The organism is Pseudoalteromonas sp. SMS1 (assembly GCF_021530565.1).
Lineage (GTDB): Bacteria > Pseudomonadota > Gammaproteobacteria > Enterobacterales > Alteromonadaceae > Pseudoalteromonas.
In genome coordinates this window covers 57,557-82,703 of the sequence record NZ_JAKGBI010000019.1, presented here as the reverse complement: position 1 = coordinate 82,703, position 25,147 = coordinate 57,557, and the positions used below count along the sequence as shown (strand labels likewise).

At 41.3% G+C, this 25,147-nt stretch carries 23 protein-coding genes and 4 tRNA genes; 15 read left to right on the top strand and 12 right to left on the bottom strand.

The window, feature by feature from the left end; all coding sequences use genetic code 11:
• Positions 1–7: 7 nt before the first annotated feature.
• The 6 genes from L1286_RS18790 to L1286_RS18765 all read right to left on the bottom strand — a co-directional run bounded on the left by L1286_RS18790 (position 8) and on the right by L1286_RS18765 (position 2,809).
• Positions 8–84: transfer RNA gene (locus L1286_RS18790), tRNA-Val, on the bottom strand.
• A 19-nt stretch (positions 85–103) separates the two neighbouring features.
• Positions 104–180, bottom strand: a tRNA-Val gene (locus tag L1286_RS18785).
• A gap of 30 nt (positions 181–210) precedes the next feature.
• Positions 211–287 (bottom strand) — tRNA-Val (locus L1286_RS18780).
• A 29-nt stretch (positions 288–316) separates the two neighbouring features.
• A tRNA-Val gene (locus tag L1286_RS18775) sits at positions 317–393 on the bottom strand.
• A gap of 102 nt (positions 394–495) precedes the next feature.
• Complete coding sequence (locus L1286_RS18770) at positions 496–1,479, bottom strand: DUF3080 family protein (protein ID WP_235408559.1); 984 nt, start codon at positions 1,477–1,479, stop codon at positions 496–498.
• The gene (locus L1286_RS18765) at positions 1,451–2,809 is read right to left on the bottom strand and encodes an MATE family efflux transporter (protein WP_235408558.1); all 1,359 of its coding nucleotides are present in this window, start codon (positions 2,807–2,809) and stop codon (positions 1,451–1,453) included. The genes L1286_RS18770 and L1286_RS18765 overlap by 29 nt, the downstream gene beginning before the upstream one ends.
• A 138-nt stretch (positions 2,810–2,947) precedes the next feature.
• On the opposite strand from L1286_RS18765, the gene L1286_RS18760 reads away from it, so the two are divergent.
• A complete protein-coding gene (locus L1286_RS18760; protein ID WP_235408557.1) occupies positions 2,948–3,589 on the top strand; it encodes a riboflavin synthase subunit alpha in 642 nt (213 codons plus the stop codon).
• On the opposite strand, the gene L1286_RS18755 is transcribed toward L1286_RS18760, so the two are convergent.
• Together L1286_RS18755 and L1286_RS18750 are read right to left on the bottom strand one after the other, a co-directional pair.
• Entirely contained in the window at positions 3,586–3,789 is a 204-nt protein-coding gene (locus tag L1286_RS18755; protein ID WP_235408556.1) for a CPXCG motif-containing cysteine-rich protein, read from the bottom strand. The two genes, L1286_RS18760 and L1286_RS18755, sit on opposite strands and share 4 nt — an antisense overlap.
• Before the next feature lie 77 nt (positions 3,790–3,866).
• Positions 3,867–4,721 (bottom strand): fructosamine kinase family protein, encoded by an 855-nt coding sequence (locus L1286_RS18750; RefSeq protein WP_235408555.1) that lies wholly within the window; start codon positions 4,719–4,721, stop codon positions 3,867–3,869.
• Positions 4,722–4,849: 128 nt separating this feature from the next.
• Here L1286_RS18750 and L1286_RS18745 point away from each other — a divergent pair, with 128 nt between their 5' ends.
• Positions 4,850–5,542, top strand: a complete 693-nt coding sequence (locus L1286_RS18745; protein ID WP_235408554.1) for a DUF445 domain-containing protein — start codon at positions 4,850–4,852, stop codon at positions 5,540–5,542.
• Positions 5,543–5,607: 65 nt separating this feature from the next.
• Here the strand turns inward: L1286_RS18745 and L1286_RS18740 are convergent, their stop codons facing one another.
• Entirely contained in the window at positions 5,608–5,961 is a 354-nt protein-coding gene (locus L1286_RS18740) for a DUF3718 domain-containing protein (protein WP_235408553.1), read from the bottom strand.
• Positions 5,962–6,442: 481 nt separating this feature from the next.
• Between L1286_RS18740 and L1286_RS18735 the strand changes: the two genes are divergently transcribed.
• Positions 6,443–7,828 (top strand): amidohydrolase, encoded by a 1,386-nt coding sequence (locus tag L1286_RS18735; protein WP_235408552.1) that lies wholly within the window; start codon positions 6,443–6,445, stop codon positions 7,826–7,828.
• 10 nt (positions 7,829–7,838) lie between these two features.
• Entirely contained in the window at positions 7,839–9,080 is a 1,242-nt protein-coding gene (locus L1286_RS18730) for an amidohydrolase family protein (RefSeq protein WP_235408551.1), read from the top strand.
• Between the two features lie 173 nt (positions 9,081–9,253).
• Here the strand turns inward: L1286_RS18730 and L1286_RS18725 are convergent, their stop codons facing one another.
• Positions 9,254–10,060 (bottom strand): hypothetical protein, encoded by an 807-nt coding sequence (locus tag L1286_RS18725; protein WP_235408550.1) that lies wholly within the window; start codon positions 10,058–10,060, stop codon positions 9,254–9,256.
• A 789-nt stretch (positions 10,061–10,849) separates the two neighbouring features.
• On the opposite strand from L1286_RS18725, the gene L1286_RS18720 reads away from it, so the two are divergent.
• Together L1286_RS18720 and L1286_RS18715 are read left to right on the top strand one after the other, a co-directional pair.
• Positions 10,850–11,554 carry a hypothetical protein gene (locus tag L1286_RS18720; RefSeq protein WP_235408549.1) on the top strand — a complete coding sequence of 235 codons (705 nt, stop codon included), beginning with the start codon at positions 10,850–10,852 and terminating at the stop codon, positions 11,552–11,554.
• 41 nt (positions 11,555–11,595) lie between these two features.
• Positions 11,596–12,294: an alpha/beta fold hydrolase gene (locus L1286_RS18715; RefSeq protein ID WP_235408548.1), complete on the top strand. Its 699-nt coding sequence runs from the start codon at positions 11,596–11,598 to the stop codon at positions 12,292–12,294.
• Between the two features lie 16 nt (positions 12,295–12,310).
• Here the strand turns inward: L1286_RS18715 and L1286_RS18710 are convergent, their stop codons facing one another.
• Positions 12,311–13,471, bottom strand: coding sequence for a lactonase family protein (locus tag L1286_RS18710; RefSeq protein ID WP_235408547.1), 1,161 nt, complete (start codon positions 13,469–13,471; stop codon positions 12,311–12,313).
• 355 nt (positions 13,472–13,826) lie between these two features.
• Here L1286_RS18710 and L1286_RS18705 point away from each other — a divergent pair, with 355 nt between their 5' ends.
• On the top strand, positions 13,827–14,288 hold the full coding sequence (locus L1286_RS18705) for a pyridoxamine 5'-phosphate oxidase family protein (protein ID WP_235408546.1): 462 nt from the start codon (positions 13,827–13,829) through the stop codon (positions 14,286–14,288).
• Positions 14,289–14,509: 221 nt separating this feature from the next.
• Positions 14,510–14,920 (top strand): GNAT family N-acetyltransferase, encoded by a 411-nt coding sequence (locus tag L1286_RS18700; protein WP_235408545.1) that lies wholly within the window; start codon positions 14,510–14,512, stop codon positions 14,918–14,920.
• Positions 14,921–15,252: 332 nt separating this feature from the next.
• Here the strand turns inward: L1286_RS18700 and L1286_RS18695 are convergent, their stop codons facing one another.
• Positions 15,253–16,149 carry a LysR family transcriptional regulator gene (locus tag L1286_RS18695; protein WP_235408544.1) on the bottom strand — a complete coding sequence of 299 codons (897 nt, stop codon included), beginning with the start codon at positions 16,147–16,149 and terminating at the stop codon, positions 15,253–15,255.
• A 215-nt stretch (positions 16,150–16,364) separates the two neighbouring features.
• Here L1286_RS18695 and hutH point away from each other — a divergent pair, with 215 nt between their 5' ends.
• The 7 genes from hutH to L1286_RS18660 all read left to right on the top strand — a co-directional run bounded on the left by hutH (position 16,365) and on the right by L1286_RS18660 (position 25,018).
• Positions 16,365–17,864 (top strand): histidine ammonia-lyase, encoded by a 1,500-nt coding sequence (gene hutH, locus L1286_RS18690; RefSeq protein WP_235408603.1) that lies wholly within the window; start codon positions 16,365–16,367, stop codon positions 17,862–17,864.
• Between the two features lie 11 nt (positions 17,865–17,875).
• Complete coding sequence (locus tag L1286_RS18685; protein WP_235408543.1) at positions 17,876–19,876, top strand: urocanate hydratase; 2,001 nt, start codon at positions 17,876–17,878, stop codon at positions 19,874–19,876.
• A 541-nt stretch (positions 19,877–20,417) separates the two neighbouring features.
• Positions 20,418–20,591 carry a hypothetical protein gene (locus tag L1286_RS18680; protein ID WP_235408542.1) on the top strand — a complete coding sequence of 58 codons (174 nt, stop codon included), beginning with the start codon at positions 20,418–20,420 and terminating at the stop codon, positions 20,589–20,591.
• 286 nt (positions 20,592–20,877) lie between these two features.
• On the top strand, positions 20,878–21,492 hold the full coding sequence (locus tag L1286_RS18675; RefSeq protein ID WP_235408541.1) for an HAD family hydrolase: 615 nt from the start codon (positions 20,878–20,880) through the stop codon (positions 21,490–21,492).
• A 330-nt stretch (positions 21,493–21,822) separates the two neighbouring features.
• Complete coding sequence (locus tag L1286_RS18670) at positions 21,823–23,457, top strand: methyl-accepting chemotaxis protein (protein ID WP_235408540.1); 1,635 nt, start codon at positions 21,823–21,825, stop codon at positions 23,455–23,457.
• Between the two features lie 686 nt (positions 23,458–24,143).
• Complete coding sequence (locus L1286_RS18665) at positions 24,144–24,506, top strand: VOC family protein (protein ID WP_235408539.1); 363 nt, start codon at positions 24,144–24,146, stop codon at positions 24,504–24,506.
• Between the two features lie 83 nt (positions 24,507–24,589).
• Positions 24,590–25,018, top strand: a complete 429-nt coding sequence (locus L1286_RS18660; RefSeq protein ID WP_235408538.1) for a hypothetical protein — start codon at positions 24,590–24,592, stop codon at positions 25,016–25,018.
• The last annotated feature ends 129 nt before the right edge of the window (positions 25,019–25,147 follow it).

The following is a 25,147-nucleotide window of genomic DNA, read 5'->3' as shown; positions in this document are numbered from 1 at the left end:
GAAGAATTGGTACAACCGAGTGGATTCGAACCACCGACCCCTACCATGTCAAGGTAGTGCTCTAACCAACTGAGCTACGGTTGTACAATTTATTGAAGCGTTTTGGTACGACCGAGTGGATTCGAACCACCGACCCCCACCATGTCAAGGTGGTGCTCTAACCAACTGAGCTACGGTCGTATTATCACTTTTGATTTAACAACATCAAGTTGGTACGACCGAGTGGATTCGAACCACCGACCCCTACCATGTCAAGGTAGTGCTCTAACCAACTGAGCTACGGTCGTATTATATCTGTAACCTGATTTTGTTAAGTTGGTACGACCGAGTGGATTCGAACCACCGACCCCCACCATGTCAAGGTGGTGCTCTAACCAACTGAGCTACGGTCGTACTAGCACACAGTGTTTCTGTGCAACGGCGGCTAATATATAGTGCTCTGAACTTATGATCAAGTATCTTTGCTAAATTTTTGTTTGTCTGAGTTTTTTTTGATCACAATGGCGTTACTTTGCACACTTTATAAAAGGTTTGCCACCAAAATACATGCTGTTTTGCAGATAGCTTCAGCTCATTAAGCAGAGGGGTGATTGGATTTGGATAAATATGAGCACCAAACTTATGAGAAAATGACTCGAAGTAGGGCTCTATCGTGTGCAGACGTAGCGCTAACTTTGATTGGTAAGCTTGTATGTTTTGTATGTAGTACTTTTGAAACACGTTGTTAAGCACCTTGGCTTTCTTTTTGTTTTTCCCATCTGGGCAAATGGTGCGCGTTAATGAGAATTCGTTTAACCAACGCGTGCCGTTTAAATTCCATGCTATTTGTTTTTTGGTACTACTCAGTAAAGACTGAATGTAACGGTTGTTGTTGAGCTTTTCGAGTGCAGCAGTAAGGTTATTTTCTTGAATGTGTGTTGGTTTGCCAAGGTTATTGGTGAGTTTAGCAAGTGTAGAAAGCGCCTCTTGCGCACTAATTTCTCCATCACTTACTTCATAAGTCACCTCCTCGAATGTTAAAGAGAAAAACTGCGAGAGTTCTTTTTCGTTGGTAAATACGTGTGCGAGTATTGCAGGCAGATCTTTTTGCTTTTGGGCGCTCGCCTTTATTAGAGTTAGCCGTACCTCGTTTTCGGTGTCTCTATGCTCGATACATGCTTGGGCATATCGAATAAAGTTGACATTATATTTAAATATTTCGCTTGGCTTTGCGAGCTTTCCAAGTTGATTATTATGGCTGGCGATATGGGTAGCGACACGACAGTGTCCTAACTTTGCTAAATCGATGACGGAAATTGAGAATTTTGATACGGGTAAGGTAGACACGGCCAATTTACTTGCCGTCGGCTTAGCAGTACTGGGGGGGCTAGCATTCAAGACGTTGGCGAGTCGTTCGTTGTACTCTTGATTTACGTCACTGGGTGCTGGCGAGCACCCAAGTAATAAAATGCTAAGCGCTACGAGCAGTTTGCATTTCAATGAGCTTCCTCCTGACGAAGTAAATAAGTAAAACAGCGGCAACAGACAAACCCACAATAATACCCACCCAAAAACCGGTGGGGCCCATTGCTGGCACAATGAGATCTGTCTTAGCTAATACGTATCCCAACGTGAAGCCGATTATCCAGTAAGAGAAAAATGTCACACCGGTAATGGGCTTTGTGTACCTTAAACCTCTTAATACGCCGTTAGCTGCGACTTGAAGTGCGTCAGGCAATTGATAAACACAGGCCAGAACAATAATGCTTGACGCGAGTAGGGCAACTTCTTTCTCTTGAGTATATAACCAGCTTATGTCATCACGCACAATGTAGGTGGCCAGTGCAACAAAGGCGGCAATCACAATGGCCAACATGAAGCTCGTGAACGTGCTGTTAACTAATTTTTGTACATCATTCTGGCCGCTAATGTTACCAATTCTGATCCCTATCGCCATAGATAAGCTGAGAGGTAGCATGAACAGAATCATCGTGACACTGGCGGCAACTTGGTGTCCAGACACTGCTACAGCACCTAAGTCTGCGATAAACAGAGGAATACAGGCAAACAGAGTCACTTCGAAAAAGGTTGCAAAGGAGATAGGCAGCCCTAACTTAAAAATCTGTAGTAACGTCTCTTTGTGTGGCCTCATAAATTTACTTATTAACCACTTTCCGTTGATCGTTTTGCTTTTAAGGCTATAACAAATTTGGGTGATAGCCATGGTCCAAATCACAATACTGGTAGCGACACCACATCCTGCGCCACCAAGTGCAGGCATACCCAATTTACCGTAGATAAATATATAATTTGCAATCACGTTAATACATAGGCCTAAAATACCAATGTAAAAAGCAACCTTGGTATTTCCCATGCCTTCTGTCACATTTCTGTATACCGAGAAGACCAAAAACGCCACGAGTCCATACTTTACGTAATCAATATAATCTTGCGCGAGTTGCGCAATATGAGGCTCGGTCCCGATACTGGCAAACAAACTAGGCGTAAAATAGCTTGCCACAAACCCTAAACTGGACAGTGCAACCGCTAAATATAAGCCTTGTTGAAAAAAGCGCTTGATACTGTTTTTGTCTTTGGCGCCATGACTATGTGCGACAAGGCTGGTTATGGCTAATAGAATAGACTGTAACGAAAACATGAGCGGATTCATCACACCTGTGGCGATTGATAAAGCGGCTAAGTCACTTGGGCTTACTTGTCCTGCCATCATCGTATCGACAACGGACATCAGTACCAATGTTACTTGCGCAAGGAAAACTGGCGTTGCCAGACGCACAAGCCTTTTGGCTTCCCAAAGTTCGAACTTCATAAAAAAACTCAGTAATTCTTGAAAAATGTATTCTATTGAAGTTTTTGCTTTTTATCTATGAAATAACTTGTTTCATATTGTTTCAGGCAAAGGGTGGTTAGGGTAAACTAGAGACATAATTTTACTCTCGGAAAAAACATGTTTACTGGAATTGTTCAAACTCAAGCATCTGTGGTTAGTGCTATTTTAAATGATGGCGTAATGCGCTTGGTTTTGTCTGTAGGTAATGAATACTTGCAGCAATTAACGATTGGCGCAAGTATCGCGGTAAATGGTTGTTGTTTGACCGTCGTTCAATTTGAAACGAGTCGCTCAGATGTGGTGGGTCAAGTCAGCTTTGACGTCATTGATGAATCCCTTCAACTAACAAATTTGGGGACACTGACATGCGGTGACAAGGTAAATTTTGAACGGTCAGTTACTTTCGGCACTGAACTTGGCGGTCATATTGTTTCTGGACACATCCATGACATGGCAACGATTGATCAAGTGGTTCGTTCTGCCGACAATGTCAAAATTAAATTATTGCTGTCACAAGACTGGTCAAAATATGTGTTCTACAAGGGGTTCATTGCTGTTAATGGGGCGAGTTTGACTGTAGGACAAATGGATGAAGACGGGTTTTGGCTTCATTTAATTCCGGAAACACTGTCTATTACTAATATAGGTCGAGCATCAAAAGGCGATAAGCTCAACATTGAAGTCGACCAACAAACTTACACAATCGTGAACACAGTTGAACACTATTTGAGAAAAAATACGTTAAATCGTATCGACTAAAAGATCTGCTCATCGTCGCTGTCGATCCTCAACTCCAATTTATTGATAGCTTCATCAATATGCATGTTGAGGTGAATCGGATTACAGCACGCTGCACAATCTTCATAATAATCTTGATCGCCTTCACTTGTGTCTAAATCAATAAAGATATGATGGCCACAGTGAGGGCAGCTAATACGTTGGTGATACAGCTGTTTCATGGTTTTACTCCAACAACCGCTCTGTCATTCCTTTCTCTATTATAGCATTAATTGCAACTATTACCGCAGCGTGACAGCTATTTTAAAAGCGCCTCTATTTGCTTTTGTGACTGCAAAATATAATCTCCGGCAAAGAGGTTTGCATGGCATAGTAATGTATAAAGTTGATAAATAGACTTGCGTTGCTGGTAGCTGGACTCCAACGGGTAGGTATCTTCGTACCCCGTATAAAAGGCTTCGGGCAGGGCCGCAAATAGCTCGCTATTTGCAATGTCTACTTCTCTGTCTCCGTAGTAGCAAGCCGGAGAGTAAACACAGGGCTTTTTATTGGCAAAAGCAATGTTACCGCGCCAAAAATATCCATGAAGCAGAGAGGGCTGAAGTGAGTGACTAATAAGCGGTTTAAGTTGTTCTACGAATAGATCGATATCGACTAAGGTGATGTTCTTTTCCTGAAGAAGCTGCAATTGCCAAGCAATTCTCTCCTCGGCGAAAAATACAGACCACTTCTTGTGCCATTGATTCGGCTGCGCAAGTCCGAGTAAATAGTTTTCTTGCTCAAGACCAAACATTTCTTGCTCATGGCGCGCATGCATTCTAGCAAGGGTCCTACCACAATCGTACCAGTTTTCCTGGTCCGGTTGCGTGTGCAACCATTCAAATACAATAAAACAGTACTCGAGGCTTGAGCCTATTGTAATTGGATCGGCGACTAAAAAATCACTGTCTCTGATCAATAGCGTATGATTTTGGGCTTCGCACTCATACCGCTCAAGTGCGCAAACATGGTCTACTTTGACAAGGAAACTATGTTTGTCGTTTTCAATTTTGAATGTTTTGGATTTTGAATTGCAGGGCAGTTGGGTTTTTTTAGTAAATTCAAAATGGTCATGAATTGCATCACTGATGTATTGATTTACAAGGTTCCACATAGTCTGCCCACTGTGCCAAAGCGCTTACTCCTAACTATGGACGATTTTGGCTATAACACAAATACTTGAGTGCAATTTTAAATCTAATAGAATAGCAACAGTTTTTGTAACGTACTGGAATAACCACATTGAATAAAAGTGTAGTAACAAATTTATTGGCCGCTGCTTTAGTGGCGCTTGGCTGGTTGAGTGGAAGCGACTTGGTATTAACAATGGGCATGTTCGCGCTTTCAGGCGCGGTAACAAATTGGCTGGCGGTGCATATGTTGTTTGAGAAAGTGCCGGGATTATATGGCTCTGGTGTAATAACCATTAAGTTTAAAGAATTTAAAGTAGCTATCAAAGAGTTGATCTTAGACGAATTTTTCAACCAAGATAAGCTGCAAAGTTTCGCTACTAAAAATCAGATTGACATCGATTTGAATCCAGTAATTGAACAGGCCGATTTATCAATCGCGTTCAATAAGTTGGTGCAAGTGATTGAGGGCTCGCAATTCGGCGCGATGTTAGCAATGGTAGGCGGTAAAGAAGCCATCGAGCCTATGCGCGATACATTTACTGAAAAAATGAAAGAAGCGCTTCGAGAGATCAGTGAAGAGCCTGAATTTAAAGAGCAGGTGTCAGGTGTGCTGACGAATGGTCAATCACTAGACTCGATTAGAGGTGCCATAGAACATGCCGTGGATGAAAGGTTAAATGAATTGACGCCCGTGATGGTGAAAAATATCGTCCAGAATATGATCCATACGCACCTAGGCTGGCTAGTAGTGTGGGGCGGCGTATTTGGCGGTTTGTTTGGCGTGGTTGCAAGTTTTCTATAATAGGTAAGTGCGCATTGTCAGTTAAAATAATGCGCACTTTGATTTTGCATGTAAAATAACGCGCATTACTTAGAGCCCGATAAAACAACGGTTGCAGGCGTGTTTTGCGTAGTCAAATCCTTGATAGATGTTTTGGTATCTAGCTCAATGTTCATAAACTTTGCGTTGCGAGTGAGGCTGTAAGCTTCTGCAAACTCTTCTAGGTCCATATCGTTGCAGTGCAATTTATTCGCGATGTTCTTTTTCAACGCATGATTGCCTCGTAATTCTTCCAACATGACATGTGGTCGGTTTGACGCAAAGGCTAAACACAATTTTGTCGCCATACTGTCATCGGCGGCAATAAACTCGAGTGCTTGCGCTTGATGCGCGGTAGATACAAGTCCAACTAGTGCAACTGTGGTCAATAATGCTTTCATTTTAGTTCTCCAAATCTGGGTGTTTTGTGCGACTCCCCCTCAGTATTGGCGCTTTGTGGGAAAAATGCTGTAATTGAAAATTGTGCGAATGTAAGTATTTGTGTATTAGGTTACTACTGCTTTTAAGTGCTTAATTATTATATTAAATTACAGGAATAAATATGACGAATAGGCAAAAATAAATTTCAACACTAATTTGATTATCATTTAATCAACGTTATATTTTAATGGTTTTACCATCTTTTCAGTTTTTCATTAAAACCTATTTCAAAAGTGTGTCAGAGTATGTGAAAGTGTGTTCAAAATTTAGTCTTCAAGCATACTCGGGGTGTTCTTTTCTTGAACAAGGTTGAGAATTTTAAGTCATTCACCATGATTTATTGCATTTTGAGGTTTTTATATCGAAATTTTGATGAATTTTAGCTACAGTCACATATGTGAAATTTAGTATTAATCACATAAAAACTACAGAGAGAGAAAAATGAAAATATTTAAGCCCTCTGTGATCGTGCTTGCTCTAAGCACCGCTCTTTTTGGATGTCAGCAAGATACTGGCCCTCAGAAAGATAAAGTCACAATCGAGAAAAACCCATATCCAAGTACTTACAAGCCTCACTCTTCTTCAAGTACATTAATTACTAACGCAACTGTGCTGACTGGTACCGGCGAAAGGATCAATGACGCTGATGTCTATATTGTCGATGGCAAGATTAGCCAGGTTGGCAAAGATCTGACTGTTTCGGCCGATACGACAATCGATGCAGCAGGAAAGTGGGTCACCCCAGGTATCATCGACAATCACTCACATTTGGGTGCGTACCCAAGCCCTGGAGTAGAGTCGCACCAAGATGGTAACGAAATGATCAACCCGAACACCGCTCAAGTATGGGTAGAACATTCTGTTTGGCCACAAGACCCTGGCTTTAACCGTGCCCGTGAAGGCGGGATCACATCACTTCAAATCCTACCAGGTTCAGCCAACTTATTTGGTGGCCGTGCTGTGACGTTAAAAAATGTGCCTTCCGAAACGATGCAGGGGATGAAGTTTCCAGATGCGCCTTATGGTCTGAAAATGGCGTGTGGTGAGAACCCGAAACGCGTCTATGGTGGGCAAGGTGTTGCACCAAAAACCCGTATGGGTAACATGGCTGGTTACCGTGAAGCTTGGATTGAAGCGGGTGAGTACAAGCGTGCATGGGAGCAATATGAAGCAGAATATGCGGCTGGTTTAAATCCTGATGCACCACACCGTGACATTAAGCTTGATACGTTGCGCGGTGTGCTGGATGGAGAAATCCTAATTCACAACCATTGCTACAAAGCTGAAGAAATGGCGATGATGATCGACCTTTCTAAAGAGTTTGGCTATCATGCGGGTACATTCCACCACGGTGTTGAGGCGTATAAAATAGCCGATCTGTTAGGAGAGAATGGTAACTGTGCTGCACTATGGCCGGATTGGTGGGGCTTCAAAATGGAAGCGTATGATATGTCGCTAGAAAATGTGGCAATCGTCGATGCTGCTAAAAACTCTTGTGCGGTGATCCACTCTGATTCAGATACAACAATTCAACGACTGAATCACGAAGCAGCCAAAGTGATGTACTCTGCGAACGAAGCGGGTTTTGACATCAAAGAAGAGCACGCAATAAAGTGGATCACATATAACGCAGCTAAGTCTTTGGGTGTAGAAGACCTAACTGGCTCAATCTCAGCTGGTAAGCAAGCTGATGTGGTTATTTGGGATCAGAGTCCATTTAGCGTTTACTCTAAGGCTGAAAAAGTATTTATTGATGGTGCTAAGGTGTATGACCGTAATGACAGTAAATACCAAGCTGTTAGTGATTTCATGTTAGGTCAGCGCTAGGAGAGTGACAATGAACAAGTTTAAATTATCGATACTAACTGGTGCATTGCTAAGCTCCTCAGCGGCATTCGCTCAAATTACAGCGATTACTAACGCAACGGTTCACACGCAAACTGCACAAGGCGTGCTAGAAAATGCCACGGTGTTAATTGAAGACGGCAAGATCAAAGCGGTTAATCCAAAATCATTTAATGCTGATGTCACAGTAGACGCCCAGGGCAAAGTGTTAACGCCAGGTTTAATTGGCTCAATGAACCACCTTGGCCTTGTTGAGGTTGGCGCCGTGTCACGCTCTGTGGATGCTTACGATAAATCTGGTATTGAATTCGACCCAAGCACTGCATTTAACCCTCGTTCAAGTTTGATCCCATATGCTCGCAAGGGTGGGGTGACACAAAATATCAGCGTACCATCCTTACCTTGGGGTGAAAGTGGTGTGTTTATGGGGTTAGCATTTGTTGCTGATCTATCGGGTGAGTTTGGCAGTGTTACTGACCGTAAAACCGCGTTAATCGTTGACTTAGGCGCCGTGAGCGGAGATGCGTCACGCGCATCTGCAATGCAGTCTTTTACCAAAAAACTTGCTGAGCAAGAGAAGAAGCTAAAATCAAAGAAAGACAAGAAGAAAGACAAAGATCCAACTTCAGAAGAAAAGTTGTTGATCGACGTGCTTAAAGGTGATCTGCCTGTCGTTGCATATGCATCGAGAGCTTCTCAACTTCTTGAACTGATCGCCCTCAAAGAAAAGTTTGGCCTAAATCTGATTATATATGGTGCAAATGACGCTGTGCTGGTTAAAGAACAGTTGGCTAAAGCTGAAGTCCCAGTGATTGTGAGTGCTGTGTCAAACTTACCTTCGGGTTTTGACGCGTTACATGCACACCTTGGCAATGCCGGTGAATTAGAGCAGGCAGGCGTTAAGGTTATCTTAAATGTAGCGGGCGATGGCAGCCACAACGTATATCAAATGCGTTTTGACGCAGGCATTGCAGTCGCTAATGGCATGTCACATGACGGTGCGCTTAAAGCAATGACCGTGAATGTCGCAGATGCTTTTGGTATAGAGGGTGGTAAGATTGCCAAAGGCGAGCGAGCTGACGTCGTACTTTGGACTGCAGATCCTTTTGAATTTAATACGCGCGTAGACAAAGTTTGGATTAATGGTGAATCCGTAACAACCGAGTCTCGCCATGATAAATTGCGCGAACGTTACACAACGGATTCGAATATGCCGCGAGGCTATACGAAATAAATCGGTTGATGTAAGAAGGCACCTATGATGGTGCCTTTTTTAATCTCTTATTTTAGATACTAGTGACTTTAAAAGCCCCTTAGTGTCAGTAAAGTACAGAGACTGTGAGTGACTGGGCAAAAGAAACTCTTAGTATGTGAGCAGCACATAATTACTGCTCATTGACGGATATATTATTTATAAACTGTGTAATCGACTTCTAAATTTATGTCATTTTCACCAGAGATAACCCAAACTTGCGTACGTTGAATTTGACCGACAGGACTATGACAGGTCACCGTTTTTCTAAATGCAGGCCCAGTAAAGTTATATACCTCATTTTCCAGTGCAAAATGATTTGTATGAAAGAGCGGCGTACTGTCGTATCCATTAAATACACGAGATGTCAGCCCTTCATTGATTGTTGATGTGCAGAAGGTATCGTCATTCTTGTTGTTTATGTGCAGTGATGACGTATAACGCACTTGCTCATACCAACCGCGGCCTCCGCAATGCGCGCTGGCACCAGTACAGTCTGGCATTTTGTACTCACCTACACCTACCAAGCTTGTATCCCAAGTAATCGCCGGTAAACCAGAAAATTTATGATAGACCTTGTACTGTTCACCCGCTAGGTTTTGGCAATTTAGCGCTAATACACGGTTACGTGTTAATTGGTCATCGCTAAATGTACCATTGAAATAAACAGTATCAACCATACTTGCCCCAGGCCCCGCTGTACCAATATTGACGGTACCATACTGCTGCCCAGTAATTTCATCATACACGTAACCGCTTGTGCACTCTGAGCCCCCTTCTTTAAAGTAAACCCAAGCGTTAAACGTACGCGCGTTAAATGAATCCGTGACGATACGATCTACTGCGCCGTTTGTATAAGCAGTTGTTCTGTTATAACCGTCTAAGTCATTCACTACTACTTGAGCGTATGCTGTTGTTGCCAGTAAGCTCGTTGTAAGCACTGCGAGTAGTTTAAGTTTCATTGATAACTCCTTTGATAACAATTTGAAAGGGATGTTCCCTCGGTTTATCGCTTGAGCACATGTCTTTAATACGTTTAGGGAATGAATAAATTCATATTGACATGTGAGTTAGTGTACGAGTTTTATTCATACCATTTGATTTATATTAACGACCTTGATTTCAAGCTGTAAGCAAGTGAACGTATGCTCAGCTTGCTAACTCTTATTCAAGCTAACCAGTAAATTTCATTCTGTAAACCCCCGATTAAAATGCTTTTTTCGTAATTGTTTTTTTATTTGCAAAGTGTGATTTTGAGATTTTAAAATAAATTATTCTGTTGTTTTTTGTTTTTATATTTCAATAATTTGGTTATCAATCGTTATGGATATAATTTCAAGTTTTTATCTCTTTGTGGTATCTGGTTTTTATTTTTAAAATAATGCATCTCAAAAGGTGGTTTAATATTGGTTTACAGTATTTTTAGAAAGTAAGGGTTTAAATTTAAGAGGTTTTAAAATGTGATGACTTTATCAAGGCCCAGATAAAAATCAAAAAGCGCTCTATTGATGAGAAAATTGAAACAAAAAAATTACGTTCTGTCACTTTTGTTGATCTAAGTCTAAATTGAACTGCCTTGTACAGAAGGGATGGCTTTAAAAAGGGAGTTAGATTTGTTAAAAAGGATTAAACGTAGAGAGATGTATCAACTACCATGACACGCTAGCTGACATGGGTTAGGTACATCCATCATTATGTGGACGTTCGAAGCTCAGCGTGCAAGCAAGCTTATTTAACAGCAGGAGCGTATTTTGACAGTTGATTTGCTTATCATGTGTTATCTACTCGGTATGGTCGTCATCTTTTTAATTACGACATCCTATGTCACTATCCAACAGCACCTCTCTGCAAAGGCTGGATTAGAGCTTACGATTTATTGGGTACTTATCTTGGCCCCAATTGGTCTAATGATAGAGCGAACTGAGCGATTGCTATCTATTACAGTTCCTGATTATATTGTTGCGTTTATGCAGTCTTCATTTCTGTTGCTGGGCCCCTTGTGCATTGTCTATATATCGGTTATGTCTCTAAACCGAGTTAATAGAACACATCTATTTGCGTGCGTTCTGCCTTTTGTCACAATACTGACTTTTTGTATTATGGCAGACAGTAAACCCACTTATGGCATATATTCCCTTTCATTAATCGCAGTTTGCTACTTCCAGTATTGGATACATAGATACGGTAGGGCGGGTTTAATCCGAGCACAGGTTAACGAAAGCGATAACAATGCTCTTTTGGATCTAAACTTATTGATGGCGCTTTATGTGGTGTTTTCTGCCACAATTATCTCTTTATTTATTCACCGCTTCTTTGACCAGATTTTCACGCAGATTGTTTCGGACCTATGTCTGTATGTTTTGTTAATATCCGTTGTACTTTTGGGTAGAGGTTATGTCAATGTGGTGGTAAATCGTCTTGATTCGAGTAAAAATACCTTCAACACAATAAAATAGGTTTGGCTATATAGTAAACGTATTCTAATAGGGAGCTTAAAGTGGATCTAAAAAGAGTTTATGTGATTGCTGGCACGATGTGTAATCATAAACTTTGGAATATGGTACAAGCCAAAATAAATACACACATTGAACTGATTCATTTAACAATTCCAAGAGATGCCTCATTTAATGAAATTTGTAAATATTTTAATGATTCGATAACTGAAGAGTCTATCAATCTGTTGGGGTTCTCTTTAGGCGGGTATATCGCTGCTTATTTTAGTACTTTATTTCCAAATAAAGTCAAAAGACTATTTATTATTTCAAATAGTCCTACAAAATTGCCTGTATCGGAAGTAAAGCAAAGAAGCCAAATGTTGGCTTTTGTCAAAAACTTTGGATATGGCGGGTTAAGTACACACAAGGCTAAATTACTGTTAGACCCTGGTAACGTTACACAGGCTCACATCGAACTACTTCAAGAAATGGATAAGGATCTGGGCCCTGATGAATTTATTAGTGTGTATACCCATACTTCTGAACGTCATTGCTTAAAGTCATCATTACTTTCGTTAAAAATACCTTTGATATATTGGTACAGCGAACATGACTCACTTATCAATACGGATTGGTTTGATAGCACTATTGAACAACAGACATCCTGCGAGGTTCATGTTGCTCCTGGCTGTGGGCATATGTTGCCCATAGAACAAGATGCGCAGTTGACTCGCTTGCTGATCCATTGGTTGGACAAATAATCGAGCAACAAATAGCTTAATGGACAACCTGTAATACGAGCAATTGATTCTGCTTTCCAGTGCCAACCAGTAAATGCTTGCCATCTGCAGTTGTTTTCAAAACAGAAACGTTGTTTATTTCAACACCGTCAAGTGACTGTATGTGGGAGAGCAATGAGAGTTTGCCTGTCTTTTTTGAGTGGTTAAAAATTAAAATGCCCGCATCTGCTTCTGCACTTGCAAACAAAAAGCGTCCTTTTGGGGACATTGCGATACAACAGGCACCATTGAGCCCTTGGGTAGGAAGCTGGTGGTTTTGAATACTTTGGTGATGTGCGTACTGACCATATTCGTCCTGTTTAAAGGTAATGAGTGAATTACTTTTTGCAGCAGCAACGAATATGTATTTTCCAGAATGTGACACAAAGATATTTTGCGGATTTTGTAGCGTTGGGTGAGAGAGCGTTTGATTAAGTGCATACGCGTCACCGTTCACTTTGCGTAAAACAAAGATTTGATTGCTTTCAAATCCAGCCACAAAGACCATATTCCCCTTTGATGTTTGGGCTATTGACGTGGGATACCCCCAATTCTGGTTAGGCAGTAACTTTTCTTTAAATGAAGCATTTCCATGTTCATCCAATTTAAATACTGAAACAGCGTTACTCATATAACTGGAGGTGAGTATTGTTTTATTGTCGGGCGAAATGACTGCACTCCAAGCCCCAAGAAGCCCATGAGAGTCTAGTGATTTGACCGAATTGAAATCATTGAATACGACTTTATGGTCGAGATTATCTGACAACGTGGATGTTGGGGCGAGCAACGCGTCATTTTGATATGAAAATGAGGTAAGGGCACCACTATAAAATGACGTGGTATAAACCCTTTGGTGTGCCTTTGAAAAGCGTACACTCGATGCGCCTTTGAGTCTTAATTTTGGAAATTGCTTGTCCGTAAAGCTTTGCGAGTGGGACAAGTTAAAATGCTCATCTATATCCAACATTGTCAACGCATCATCGTCACCACTCACCAAAAAAATCTTATTTAGACTGGGTGAAATGGTGATATCTCTTGGATTAGATATCCCTTGTATGCCTTGTGAACCATTTTGTAATACTTGTTTTAATTTTAAAATTTCAGCATCAACTGAAAAGGTTACGAGACTCAACAGAAAGAAATAAAAACGCTTGGTCATGTACAAAAACACTCAATAATATTGGTTTCAAAGTACCACTTCTCACATATTAAGGAAAGTAACTCAATGAAATATATGTAAATAGCAGTAAATTCAAGGAATGTAGCACAGGAAGTGATAGGCATAATTACTGCGCGCGGTGCGACTAATTATCACAATATTGTTTGAACGTTTTGTCAATCTATTTGCCACACTTAATATAAACTCAACGTTTAAAGCTTAGAGAACAAGGCGAGTATTATCAGCCTTGCGTTCAGATTCTATTGAAAAATACTCATATACATTATTTCAGAGTAGCTCGCGTCATGACAATGATTTAGATTAAAAGTATCTGTTGTTTAGGCAAGTCAATTTTATGGAATTAAAAGCGTATATAAACCAAAGCGTCTTATGCTGGTTAGCGACTGTGGGAGAAGATTTGATGCCTAATGTCTCTCCTAAAGAAGTGTTTACCTTAGCCAATGACGATACGTTACTGATTGCTAATATTGCCTCACCAATCAGCGAGCGCAATATTTATGCTAACGCCAATGTGTGTGTATCCTTGATTGATGTGTTTGAGCAAAGAGGCTTTAAACTAAAAGGCTCGGCAAAGGTTATAGATATTCACTCAGAACTTGGCCAATCGTACTTAAAGTCCATTCGAGAAATCGCGGATGAAAGTTACCCAGTAAAAAACATTTTTGAAGTTTGTATCGAGTCTAAATCAAAGATCGTTGCGCCGAGTTATTTTTTGTTCCCCAATACCACTGCTGAGAGTCAAATTAAAAGTGCCATGAAAACGTATCACGTGTCACCGCGTCTTCACAAGCGCTAGTTCAGGTTTTGTAAGGCCAGTAGACGTCTGGTTATAGTGGCATGACGCATATCATTTTGCACTGCAAAAACGCACCTTAAATCTCTGAACGCATAACGGTTTCGCGATATTTTGTGACAATTCAGAGTCTTTTACACTCAATCGAAAAACGCGATAGACTTTTAACTGTTTATATATACAGTGTTTGTGTATCATAAAAGGCACGAAGTAAGGAGAGTGATATGACACATAAAATTGAACACACAGTGCCAACACCCAAAGAGTATTGTGAAATGCGTTTGAAGGCCGGTTTGTCTGGTAAATCTATGGAGGCTGCGCAAGTAGGCCTAAAAAACACACTCTATGGGGTTTCTATTAGAAATGGCAAAGATGTATTAATTGCGATGGGCAGGGTGGTCGGAGATGGCGCTTGTAATTTTGAAATCGTAGATGTTGCCGTCGACCCAGATTTCCAAGGTACAGGACTTGGTCGAAAGGTCATGGAATGCATTGATGCATATTTGACTTCCGCGGTATTTGAAGGTTCATATGTCTCCATGATTGCTGATGAACCGGCTTTTTATGAGAAACTCGGGTATCGGCTAGTGGCGCCCAAAAGCCAAGGGATGACTAAAAAGTTTAAAGTAGCTTAAGTAAGTTGTTAGCGCTTGGTGTGAACACATCAACGCTGGTAACAAACAGCTTAAGTGGCCAGATAAAATATCGCGTGCTTATCTGAAGTGTCCATGGGATACGGCATAAAGCTTACTGACAATGAGTCATTGACGTTGCTCATTCAACGGATAGCGCGTTTGGCCAAATATAAGTGAAGCAGACACATAGAAACCAGTATCCCTATGGCTCCTACTGTGCATCTGTTACCGAGTGAGGGTGGCTGTTAAACTAAATTTAGCCCAATCTTGGCAGCCGTTACCAGTGGGCCGTGCGATGTTCTTAATGTATTGTGCGATGTATGACTTTGATGTCAGTCTGTGTGACTCCTTTTCAATTCTTCGATAATCGCCTCGGCAAGGGGAGAGGTGGAGCTGTTTTTTGCGGTGATTAAAACAACTGGAATTTTGTAAGAAAACTTATCGGGTAAAATTGCTTTGAATAAGCCCTTATCAACCCAATATGCAGCATAGTGTTCTGGTAGATAACCAATAAACTCCCCTGTTAAGATTAGGTGTGCAATGCCCTCATCATGATAAGCAATACCACTATTTTGATAGTTTAACCCATCATTTCGTGTTTCTCTGTCACGCATGTAGTTACTTGTGATCACTTCCGCTTTTTTTAATAACCGAGTAATCTCAGAATCCTTGCAACCAAATAAGGGGTGACCGTGGGCACAATATAAAAAATTGGTTTCATTGTGAAGTGGGTAGTAATCTAACCCCCTTAAATGATGACGACTTACACCAAGTCCAACTAAAGATCGTCCATTGATAACAGACGTTTCGACTTCTCTGGCTTCACATACGTTAATCTCAAATTGGATATTGCCCCCTTTGGCTTTCAAAGCAGAAATGGCACGAGCAACTCCGCATCGCGGGTCGCTTACTATCGTGTCTATCGTGGCAATGGTGACACGTCCAGATAATTCATTTTTTGAACTTGCCACGGTCGTTGCAAAAGCTTCACATTGTTGAAGTAATTCTAAAGATGCTTGATAAGTCACTCTGCCTGGTTCAGTTAACTCAAAGCCACCCCGACCACGTTTACAAAGTTTAATCCCAAGTCTAACTTCAAGATCTGAAAGGTGAGAACTAATTGTAGAGCGACCAATATTTAACCTAGACTCCGCAGCTGACAGCCCGCCACATTCGACGATGGCAACAAATATTCTAAGTAGCCTCAAATCAACGTCATGAACTTGCACTTGTTTTCTCTCCCTTCATAGTTATCAGTCTTTCAATAGCGTAATAGCACAGCATTTGTGCAACTTTGTTTAGTTCTAAACAATTCAATTTTAAAGTTTGATATTATCGGAATGAATTACGATTATTATGCATTTATAAAACATCTTGCACAAGCTAACATTGCGCCATTAGAGCACGTAGTTGCTTAAGAAACATAAGTATTTAGGAGAATATGATGACGTTTAGATATGGTGTGGATCGTCTAAACCTTGATATTGTAAACGGCATAGCCGATGGCAGTATTAAAGCAGAGCTTTGTCAGGAAGCATTAGATAAAATAAACAAGAGCCGCCAACGTGTTGACAAGATGGCCGCGTCCGATAAAGCTGTATATGGTATTAATACCGGATTTGGTCCGTTATGTGATACGCAAGTTTCCCCTGAAGAAACCAAGTTACTGCAAAAAAATCTACTTATCACACATGCCGTTGGTGTTGGTAACCCAATTGCGAAGCCTATTTCTAAGTTGATGCTAATCACGAAAGTACATGCACTAAGTCAGGGCTTTTCAGGTATTCGATTAGCTGTCGTTGAGCGTATGCTTAAATTCATTGAATTAGACATTATTCCTGTTGTCCCAGAGCAAGGTTCAGTGGGCGCATCAGGTGATCTAGCGCCGCTGTCACATCTATTTTTACCTTTACTGGGTGAAGGGGAGTTTTGGGTCGGTGACGACATTCAACCTGCGGCGAAAGTTCTGGCAGACAATAATCTAGAAGCAATGGACCTTGACTCAAAAGAGGGCCTGGCGCTTATTAATGGTACCCAGTTTATTTTGTCTCACGCCATTACTGGATTGACCAAAATGCGTTACCTACTTGATCTTGCTGATGTAGCTGGTGCGATGAGTATTGAAGGCATGCAGGGCAGTGAGCAGCCATTCCGTGAAGAGCTACATGCTATCCGTGCATTTGAAGGTAACATTGCAGTTGCAAAACGCATGCGCCGTTTATTCAAAGATTCACAGAATATGGCTGATCACGAAGAGTGTGATCGCGTTCAAGACCCATATTCGCTTAGATGTATCCCACAGGTGCACGGCGCATCACGCAACGCATTTAATCACTTGAAAGCGCTTGCTGAGACAGAAATGAACTCAGTGACAGACAACCCAATTGTTATCAGTGAAGAAGAAGCCATTTCTGGTGGTAGCTTCCACGGCCAGCCTTTAGCAATGGTACTTGATTACGCGTCAATTGCTGCTGCTGAGCTTGGTAACATCTCTGATCGTCGTTGTTATTTACTACTTGAAGGCTTACACGGACTACCTCGACTGCTTACCACATCAGGTGGTCTAAACTCAGGTATGATGATCCCTCAGTATACGACTGCGGCCTTGGTAACAGAAAACAAATCTCTGTGTTTCCCACCGTCTGCTGACAGTGTACCGACGTCTATGGGTCAAGAAGACCATGTTTCAATGGGCAGTATTTCAGGACGTAAATTCAACCAAATCTTGGGCAATCTAGAAAAAATCTTCGCGATTGAGCTGATGTATGCTGCACAAGCGGTTGATTTTAGACGTCCAAATACATGTTCAGATATTATTGAACAGAATCACGCTTTGATCCGTACAAAGGTCGCAAAACTTGAAGAAGACAGACTACTTAAGCCAGATATCGATGCTATGGTTGAGTTTGTTAAGTCTCAAGCATTTACGGTTACAGTGAACTAAGGAAATCCGACATGAATTTTCAAGAACAAATAAAGCAGGGTATCCCTAGCGTATTGCCTGAAGCAAAGCCATATCCGGCAGGTGCAAACCGTGCGCCAAAGCGCAAAGATATTTTAAGCCCAGAAGAAAAGCAGCTAGCAGTTAGAAACGCGCTGCGCTACTTTCCAAAAGAGTGGCATAAAGAACTTGCAGCTGAATTTGCGCAAGAGTTGAAAGATTTTGGTCGTATATATATGTATCGTTTTAAGCCTAATTATGAGCTTAAGGCGCGTTCAATTTCAGACTATCCAGCTAAATGCGAGCAAGCTGCGGCAATCATGTTGATGATTGACAACAACTTAGATCCGGCTGTGGCGCAGCACCCAGAAGAGCTTATCACTTACGGTGGTAACGGTGCAGTATTCCAAAACTGGGCACAATACCTACTTGCGATGAAGTACTTAAGTGAAATGGAAGAAGACCAAACGCTTCATATGTACTCTGGCCACCCGATGGGATTATTCCCGTCATCAAAAGATGCGCCACGCGTTGTCGTAACGAACGGTATGATGATCCCGAACTACTCTCAGCCAGATGATTGGGAAAAGTTCAACGCACTGGGCGTAACACAGTATGGCCAGATGACAGCGGGTTCATTCATGTACATTGGCCCTCAGGGCATCGTACACGGTACAACTATTACGGTAATGAATGCATTCCGTAAGGTACTAGAGAAAGGCGACAGTCCAAAAGGCAAGATCTTCTTAACCGCAGGTCTTGGCGGCATGAGCGGCGCGCAACCTAAAGCAGGTAATATCGCTAACTGTATTACTGTCTGTGCAGAGGTAAACCCCAAAGCGGCGATTAAACGTCACGAGCAAGGTTGGGTGGATGAATTAGTCGACAATATGCCTGACTTGGTTGCACGTGTTAAAAAAGCACAAGCAGGCGAAGAGGTGGTGTCTATTGCATTCATCGGTAACATCGTTGATGTATGGGAGTCATTCCTTGCAGAAGATATTTTTGTACACCTTGGTTCTGACCAAACATCTCTTCATAACCCGTGGTCAGGCGGCTACTACCCTGTTGGGATCAGTTACGAAGAGTCAAACCGCTTAATTCGTGAAGAGCCAGAAGTATTCAAAGAAAAAGTACAAGCGACACTTAAGCGCCACGCAGACGCTGTCAACAAGCATACTGCTAAAGGCACTTACTTCTTCGATTACGGTAACGCGTTTTTACTTGAGTCTTCACGCGCTGGTGGTGACGTGATGGCCGCAAACGGTATCGACTTTAAATATCCGTCTTATGTTCAGGATATTTTAGGCCCGATGTGTTTTGACTATGGTTTTGGTCCATTCCGCTGGGTGTGTACATCAGGTAAACCTGAAGATTTAGACAAGACTGACGCAATTGCTGCAAAAGTGCTTGAAGAGATCATGGCTGAATCCCCAGAAGAAATTCAGCAGCAGATGCAAGACAACATTACTTGGATCAAAGACGCAAAAGAAAACAAGCTGGTTGTTGGTTCGCAAGCACGCATTCTTTATGCGGATGCCGAAGGCCGTATCAAGATTGCTAAAGCATTTAATGATGCCATTGAACGTGGTGAAATTGGTCCTGTTGTGCTTGGTCGTGACCACCACGATGTATCTGGCACTGATTCACCATTCCGTGAAACATCTAACATCTATGATGGCAGCCGCTTTACAGCTGATATGGCGATCCACAACGTTATCGGCGATGGTTTCCGTGGCGCTACTTGGGTATCTATTCACAACGGCGGCGGTGTTGGCTGGGGTGAAGTTATCAATGGTGGTTTTGGTATGTTACTCGACGGTTCCAGTGATGCAGAGCGCCGCTTGACGTCTATGCTTTTATTCGACGTGAACAATGGTATTGCACGTCGTAGCTGGGCTCGTAACGAAGAAGCCAATTTTGCAATTAAACGCGAAATGGAAAGAACACCGAAGCTAAAAGTCACACTTGCTAACAATGTAGATGATGATCTTCTAAAAGGTTTATCTTTATAATTTCTGCGTCGAAAACAGGGCATCTTTGATGCCCTGTTTTTCGTCAAAATTGATTTCAACTGTCATGCCCCGAAGGCACAATGATACTCACTGTATCACTTAGATTTTAATACCACCAATGTATTACCATGTTACTCGCGAGTTAGCATGCAGTGCAAAATGAAGATATTCAACAAGTCTCCTCTCAACGGTTTGTCGACATGTTTTTAGTCGCTAAAACTGCATCTAAACTAGTTCGAGTTATTTAAGTGGCTCACCTTAATAAACCAATCCTCTTCTTTTAGGCACGATAAAACATTTATCTTTGTGCAAGAACCCGCTTGTGTATCTAGCTGTTTTAGTCGTTTTAAGATATCGGAATGTTAAATCTGCTCAAAATGAAAACATTCATAGTCTATTTAGTGCTAGATTTTTAAATTATACAATTTGATTAATTCTTAATCTTGGTTTGATTTAAATAAAAAATCCATGAAAAAGATCTTGAGTGAATATATAAACCTGCTAAAGTGACCTTGTTGAACGTAACTAACCAAAGGAAATTATGATGTTACTTAAACTTAGTAAAAAGAAAGTGAAAAACCTAAGCGCTGCAAATAAGTCGCTTAACTTGCAACAAACTCCACAAGTAGGCGGTGGTCAAGGCCTAGACTCTTTAGGTTGTCTACCTACTGTTAAGTGTCCTATTTCTTGGCAGTGTTACTCGGACGACCGCTAAGGTTGTTTACACGAGTAACAGTCCTTAACCCTTGTTGTTGTAGGCCTTGATTGGCCTACTATCGATACTCTACACTTTGTTCAAAACTTTGTTCAAAACTTTGTTCAAAACTTCGTTCAAAACTTCGTTCAAAACTCAGCTACAAATGGCAAACCTAGATTAGCTACACGCATATTTTAATACTGTAAAAATTAGCGCTTTATACTTATTGCTTGTATTAAGAATACCTCGTGTAAAGTAGTATCAAAGAACGCTTGGGTAAGTCTATTATTGAAAAGGCATACAAATGGAAGCAATCATTAAAAATGTGGTATTTGATATAGGAAACGTCGTGGTTCGTTGGTCTCCAGCAGACATCATCAGTATGACATTTGGTGAATCAGCCAACCAAGTCGAATTGACCGAAAAAATATTTCACTCAGAGATATGGCTAGACTTAAATAAAGGTTTAATGACGGAAGCAGAAACTAAGTTAAAGTATCAACAAACGTTAGCGTTGACGCGTGAAGACTGTGACCGTTTATTTCACTACATTAAGCAATCTTTAATACCTATCTATGACGCTGTGCCATTAATTGAACGGGTCAAACAAGCTGGGTTTAAAGTGTATGCATTAACCGATAATGTTCATGAAATTGTGGACTATTTAAAGTCTACTTATCAATTTTGGCCCTTATTTGAAGGGGTGATCGTCTCAGCTGATCTAGGTGTACTTAAGCCTGATCCCGCCATATATGACGCATTACTGACGCAATTTAGTCTTAAGGCAAATGAAACCATCTTTATTGATGATATGCCACATAATGTCGCTGGTGCAAAGGCCATGGGCATCGAAGCGATTCAGTTTGAAGATACTAAACAATGTGAGCTGGCGCTCAAAATGCGTGGGCTAATTTTTTAGTGTGGCGCCGTGTACGCAAAAACCTGATATCTGAATGGATATTATCGCCTTCAATGCGCAAGAATGGTGTGTCATTTTACTTAAGGTTACTGCCTATCTTACGGGGAGGTCGCCGCGTCAGTTTGTCATAAGATATATATTAAGAATCGAACGTTACGCTTCTTTCAACATGGCAAAGACAAAAGATTAGTCTTGTAAACGGTGCGCTATGGCCGAAAAGCGTGGGCAAAGTTCAATAGCCATACACGCTACAGCGCGTAAAACAACAATGCAAAAGCACGAAGTTTATTACTATAGTTATGTAACGTTAACAACGATGTGTGGTTGTATATGAACTTCAAAAGTTTGCAGGTAAAATATTCGTTACTCTTCATTGCGATTTCCGTGTTTTTTGTTTTCATTGTATCAGTCAATTTATTCCTTATTTCCAAAACAGAGCATAGCTTGAATGAAGTCGGTAATAAGTTTAACCCCGCAATTTCTGCTGTAATCAATGCCGATAGAGATTTGTATCAGGCACTTGCCGCAGAGCAACATTTACTGTATTCCACTAATTTCGACCGTCGTTTTCAAAGTTTGTATACAGATTACCAAGAAAACGCAAAACAAGCCTTGGATAGAATGAATAAGTACAGGTTGTTGATGGACGACTACCCGAGTGCATTAACGCCTTTGAGAGGTTTCGATGAGCAATACCGTATTTGGCTTGCAGACTCACAAAGGGTATTTGATCTTATGCAGCAAGGAGAAAGGCGTGCTGCGATTACACAAAGTGAAGGCAAAGCAACACAAAGTTTTAATGCGCTGCGCGACTATTTTAATGTTGCGGGAGAATCCGCAGATAGCATCAGTGAGCAAGTGAGTAGCGAGTCGATTAGTGAAGTAAATCGTACTCTGATGGTGATTTTGATTTTTAGCGCGATCATTATTGGTGTCATTATCGCAATTGGCTTGATTGCGCCTAAGAAAATAGCCAATGCGCTGAACGATTTGGCACATCAACTGAGAGACATGAGCCAGGGGGATGGTGACCTAACTAAGCGCATTAACTCTTCACGAGAGGACGAGTTAGGGGATGTAGCTAGAGAGTTTGATAACTTTGTTGCGGGGTTAGCAGACTTAATTAAGACAATAGTCAGTGAGTCTATGTCTGTAACAAACGGGGTAGAGGCACTAGAGAAAGGTTCCAAGAGTATTCATGATACCTGTTCCACTCAGCTGCAAGCGATTGAAGTGATCGTAACTGCTGTGAATGAAATGTCATATGCCATCAAAGAAGTCGCAGAGAATGCCAGTTCAACTGCACAGGATCTTGCGGATGTTAACCAACTCACAGATGAAGGCGCCAAAGTGACCAATAGAACAGTTACTGAGATAAATCAACTGTCGGATATTATTGCAAACGCGTCTCACACTATTTCTAAGGTATCTGAAGATTCGACTAATATTACGTCGGTCTTAGACGTGATACGTGGTATTGCTGAGCAAACTAATTTACTCGCGCTGAATGCTGCGATTGAAGCTGCAAGGGCAGGTGAGCAAGGTCGAGGGTTTGCGGTTGTGGCAGATGAAGTAAGAACGCTTGCCAGTAAAACTCAGCAGTCGACAGAAAATATTCAGGAGATGATTGAAAACCTACAGCAAGGGGTAGGGCAAGCTGTCAGCTCTATAGAAAAAGGCAATGAATCCACACAATCAACCGTTGAGTGTTCCGCACAAACGCTCGAATCCTTGAGCCAGATTGCGACAGCCTCTCAACGCGTATCGGATATGGCTATGCAAACTGCAACTGCAACGGAAGAACAAAGCAAAGTAACAGACGATATCAGCAGCAATTTGACGCGTATGTCTGAGGGGACTCGTGAAAACTTTGATACGGCGGTCGAAAATGAGACGGTTGCAGACCAAACAATGGCAAGTGCAAATAGGCTCAGGCAAGCAGTTGGCGGATTTAAATTGGACTAATCTAAGGTGTCACCCTTCAGTTAGCTTCTGTCGATGTATCAACTTATCGAGGGGCGGTAGGGTTGGTGTATGTTCGAGTGTCTAAATATGAGAGGGATTATAAATACAATTGATTTCACCACTTTCTCGTTATTTTCTGCAAGTATCTGTGCCGCTGGCAGGCTAGCGTGAAAATATCTCCCTTCGATAGAGGTCATAGTACCATCTTGCAAAAATAGTCTTGGTAAGGCGAATTTAAATGGCACACCGAGACACGCCATCACTTATGCGTTTGGCTTAAGTTGACACTCGAGCAATGGGGCTTGTTAGGGGGGTTAATAAACACATTAAAACTAGACAAATTTCTCGACTATGACGCAGCACTTTAATTCACCATAGGCGGATTAATATTAGTACACAATGAAGACGTGATTTAACGCCCTGTATATGGTTGCTTAATGATGGCTATTGACAATAGGTCAATTGTTTATTGAGTTTGAAAACGAGGTTGTAAAGGTTCCTGATGCCATTTTACTCAGTGACGCTGCACAATCGTATTACTTAGTAGCGATTTCAGCGCATGCTTATCCAAAATTTTCGCCATATTTAGTGTGCTTAGATTGTGTCAAACAGGCTTGTTTTAAGCAGTACGTGCGCGTTACTATTCACGTTATTAGATATTACACAATAAAAATAAAAGGCTCATTATGCATCAGCATGGAAAATTAAATTATGTAGAGTTTGCGGCAAAAGATTTACACGCCACGAAATCATTTTTCGCTTCCGTTTTCAATTGGGAGTTTGTCGACTATGGCCCTGATTACACAGCATTCTCAAATAAAGGGCTAGATGGTGGTTTTTATCAAGCAGATATGTGTAGCGACGCAAGTACGGGTGGTGCACTACTGGTTTTTTATAGCAATGATATCAATGTGACATTGTGCAATGTTACAGAACATGGCGGTGAGATAGTAAAGCCTATTTTTGAATTTCCAGGTGGGTGTCGCTTTCACTTTAAAGAGCCGAGTGGTAATGAATTTGCTGTTTGGTCTGAAACACAAAGGGTATAAGAACACGCTTGCATGATTCAAAGCGAGTGAACTAACTCTAATTTCACAAAATAGTTTAGCAATAGGTATAAATAGGGGCCCCTTTGAAACATATCGTAATTATTTGTCTTTTCCTTCTTGGTGCGTGTAGTTCGCACAATTACTACTCAATTCAACAAACTGCAAACATAGGTAATGTAGTAAAAGAGAGCAAGGTGGGGGGCGTGCATGGCACATTCGAACTAAAAATCGCCGGCAGTTTACGCCATCGTGGCGGCGTGTTTTTAAACACCATGATGGATTACAAAAGCGAGAAAAATGTCACCATTTTTTTGACCGAGAAATTTATTCATAAATTTAAAAAGAAAACAGGGATACCACCTGAAATTTACTTTCTTGGCAAAAGAATAATAGTCAAAGGAAAAGCGAAGAGAGTAAAGTACACGGTCTATGAATACGGGAAAGAAACGGATAAATTTTATTTTCAAACACAAATTAACTTAAATGCACTAAACCAATTTGAAGAGCTTTAGTGCTTATCTGCCTATTTGGTTAATGGATTATTTGGTTTGAGCGTCAATTTTGACAAATATTTTTGCAAACCTTTAAACCATTTTCCACGCAACTACGTTTATGTCTTTGGTCACGTTATCGAGGGTGAA

Excerpts from the sequence above, each read along its gene's own strand:
- L1286_RS18765 (WP_235408558.1), bottom strand. The coding sequence starts at position 2,809 with ATGAAGTTCGAACTTTGGGAAGCCAAAAGGCTTGTGCGTCTGGCAACG.
- L1286_RS18760 (WP_235408557.1), top strand. The coding sequence starts at position 2,948 with ATGTTTACTGGAATTGTTCAAACTCAAGCATCTGTGGTTAGTGCTATT.
- L1286_RS18755 (WP_235408556.1), bottom strand. The coding sequence starts at position 3,789 with ATGAAACAGCTGTATCACCAACGTATTAGCTGCCCTCACTGTGGCCAT.
- L1286_RS18750 (WP_235408555.1), bottom strand. The coding sequence starts at position 4,721 with ATGTGGAACCTTGTAAATCAATACATCAGTGATGCAATTCATGACCAT.
- L1286_RS18740 (WP_235408553.1), bottom strand. The coding sequence starts at position 5,961 with ATGAAAGCATTATTGACCACAGTTGCACTAGTTGGACTTGTATCTACC.
- L1286_RS18735 (WP_235408552.1), top strand. The coding sequence starts at position 6,443 with ATGAAAATATTTAAGCCCTCTGTGATCGTGCTTGCTCTAAGCACCGCT.
- L1286_RS18730 (WP_235408551.1), top strand. The coding sequence starts at position 7,839 with ATGAACAAGTTTAAATTATCGATACTAACTGGTGCATTGCTAAGCTCC.
- L1286_RS18725 (WP_235408550.1), bottom strand. The coding sequence starts at position 10,060 with ATGAAACTTAAACTACTCGCAGTGCTTACAACGAGCTTACTGGCAACA.
- L1286_RS18710 (WP_235408547.1), bottom strand. The coding sequence starts at position 13,471 with ATGACCAAGCGTTTTTATTTCTTTCTGTTGAGTCTCGTAACCTTTTCA.
- L1286_RS18705 (WP_235408546.1), top strand. The coding sequence starts at position 13,827 with ATGGAATTAAAAGCGTATATAAACCAAAGCGTCTTATGCTGGTTAGCG.
- L1286_RS18700 (WP_235408545.1), top strand. The coding sequence starts at position 14,510 with ATGACACATAAAATTGAACACACAGTGCCAACACCCAAAGAGTATTGT.
- hutH (WP_235408603.1), top strand. The coding sequence starts at position 16,365 with ATGACGTTTAGATATGGTGTGGATCGTCTAAACCTTGATATTGTAAAC.
- L1286_RS18685 (WP_235408543.1), top strand. The coding sequence starts at position 17,876 with ATGAATTTTCAAGAACAAATAAAGCAGGGTATCCCTAGCGTATTGCCT.
- L1286_RS18680 (WP_235408542.1), top strand. The coding sequence starts at position 20,418 with ATGATGTTACTTAAACTTAGTAAAAAGAAAGTGAAAAACCTAAGCGCT.
- L1286_RS18675 (WP_235408541.1), top strand. The coding sequence starts at position 20,878 with ATGGAAGCAATCATTAAAAATGTGGTATTTGATATAGGAAACGTCGTG.
- L1286_RS18670 (WP_235408540.1), top strand. The coding sequence starts at position 21,823 with ATGAACTTCAAAAGTTTGCAGGTAAAATATTCGTTACTCTTCATTGCG.
- L1286_RS18665 (WP_235408539.1), top strand. The coding sequence starts at position 24,144 with ATGCATCAGCATGGAAAATTAAATTATGTAGAGTTTGCGGCAAAAGAT.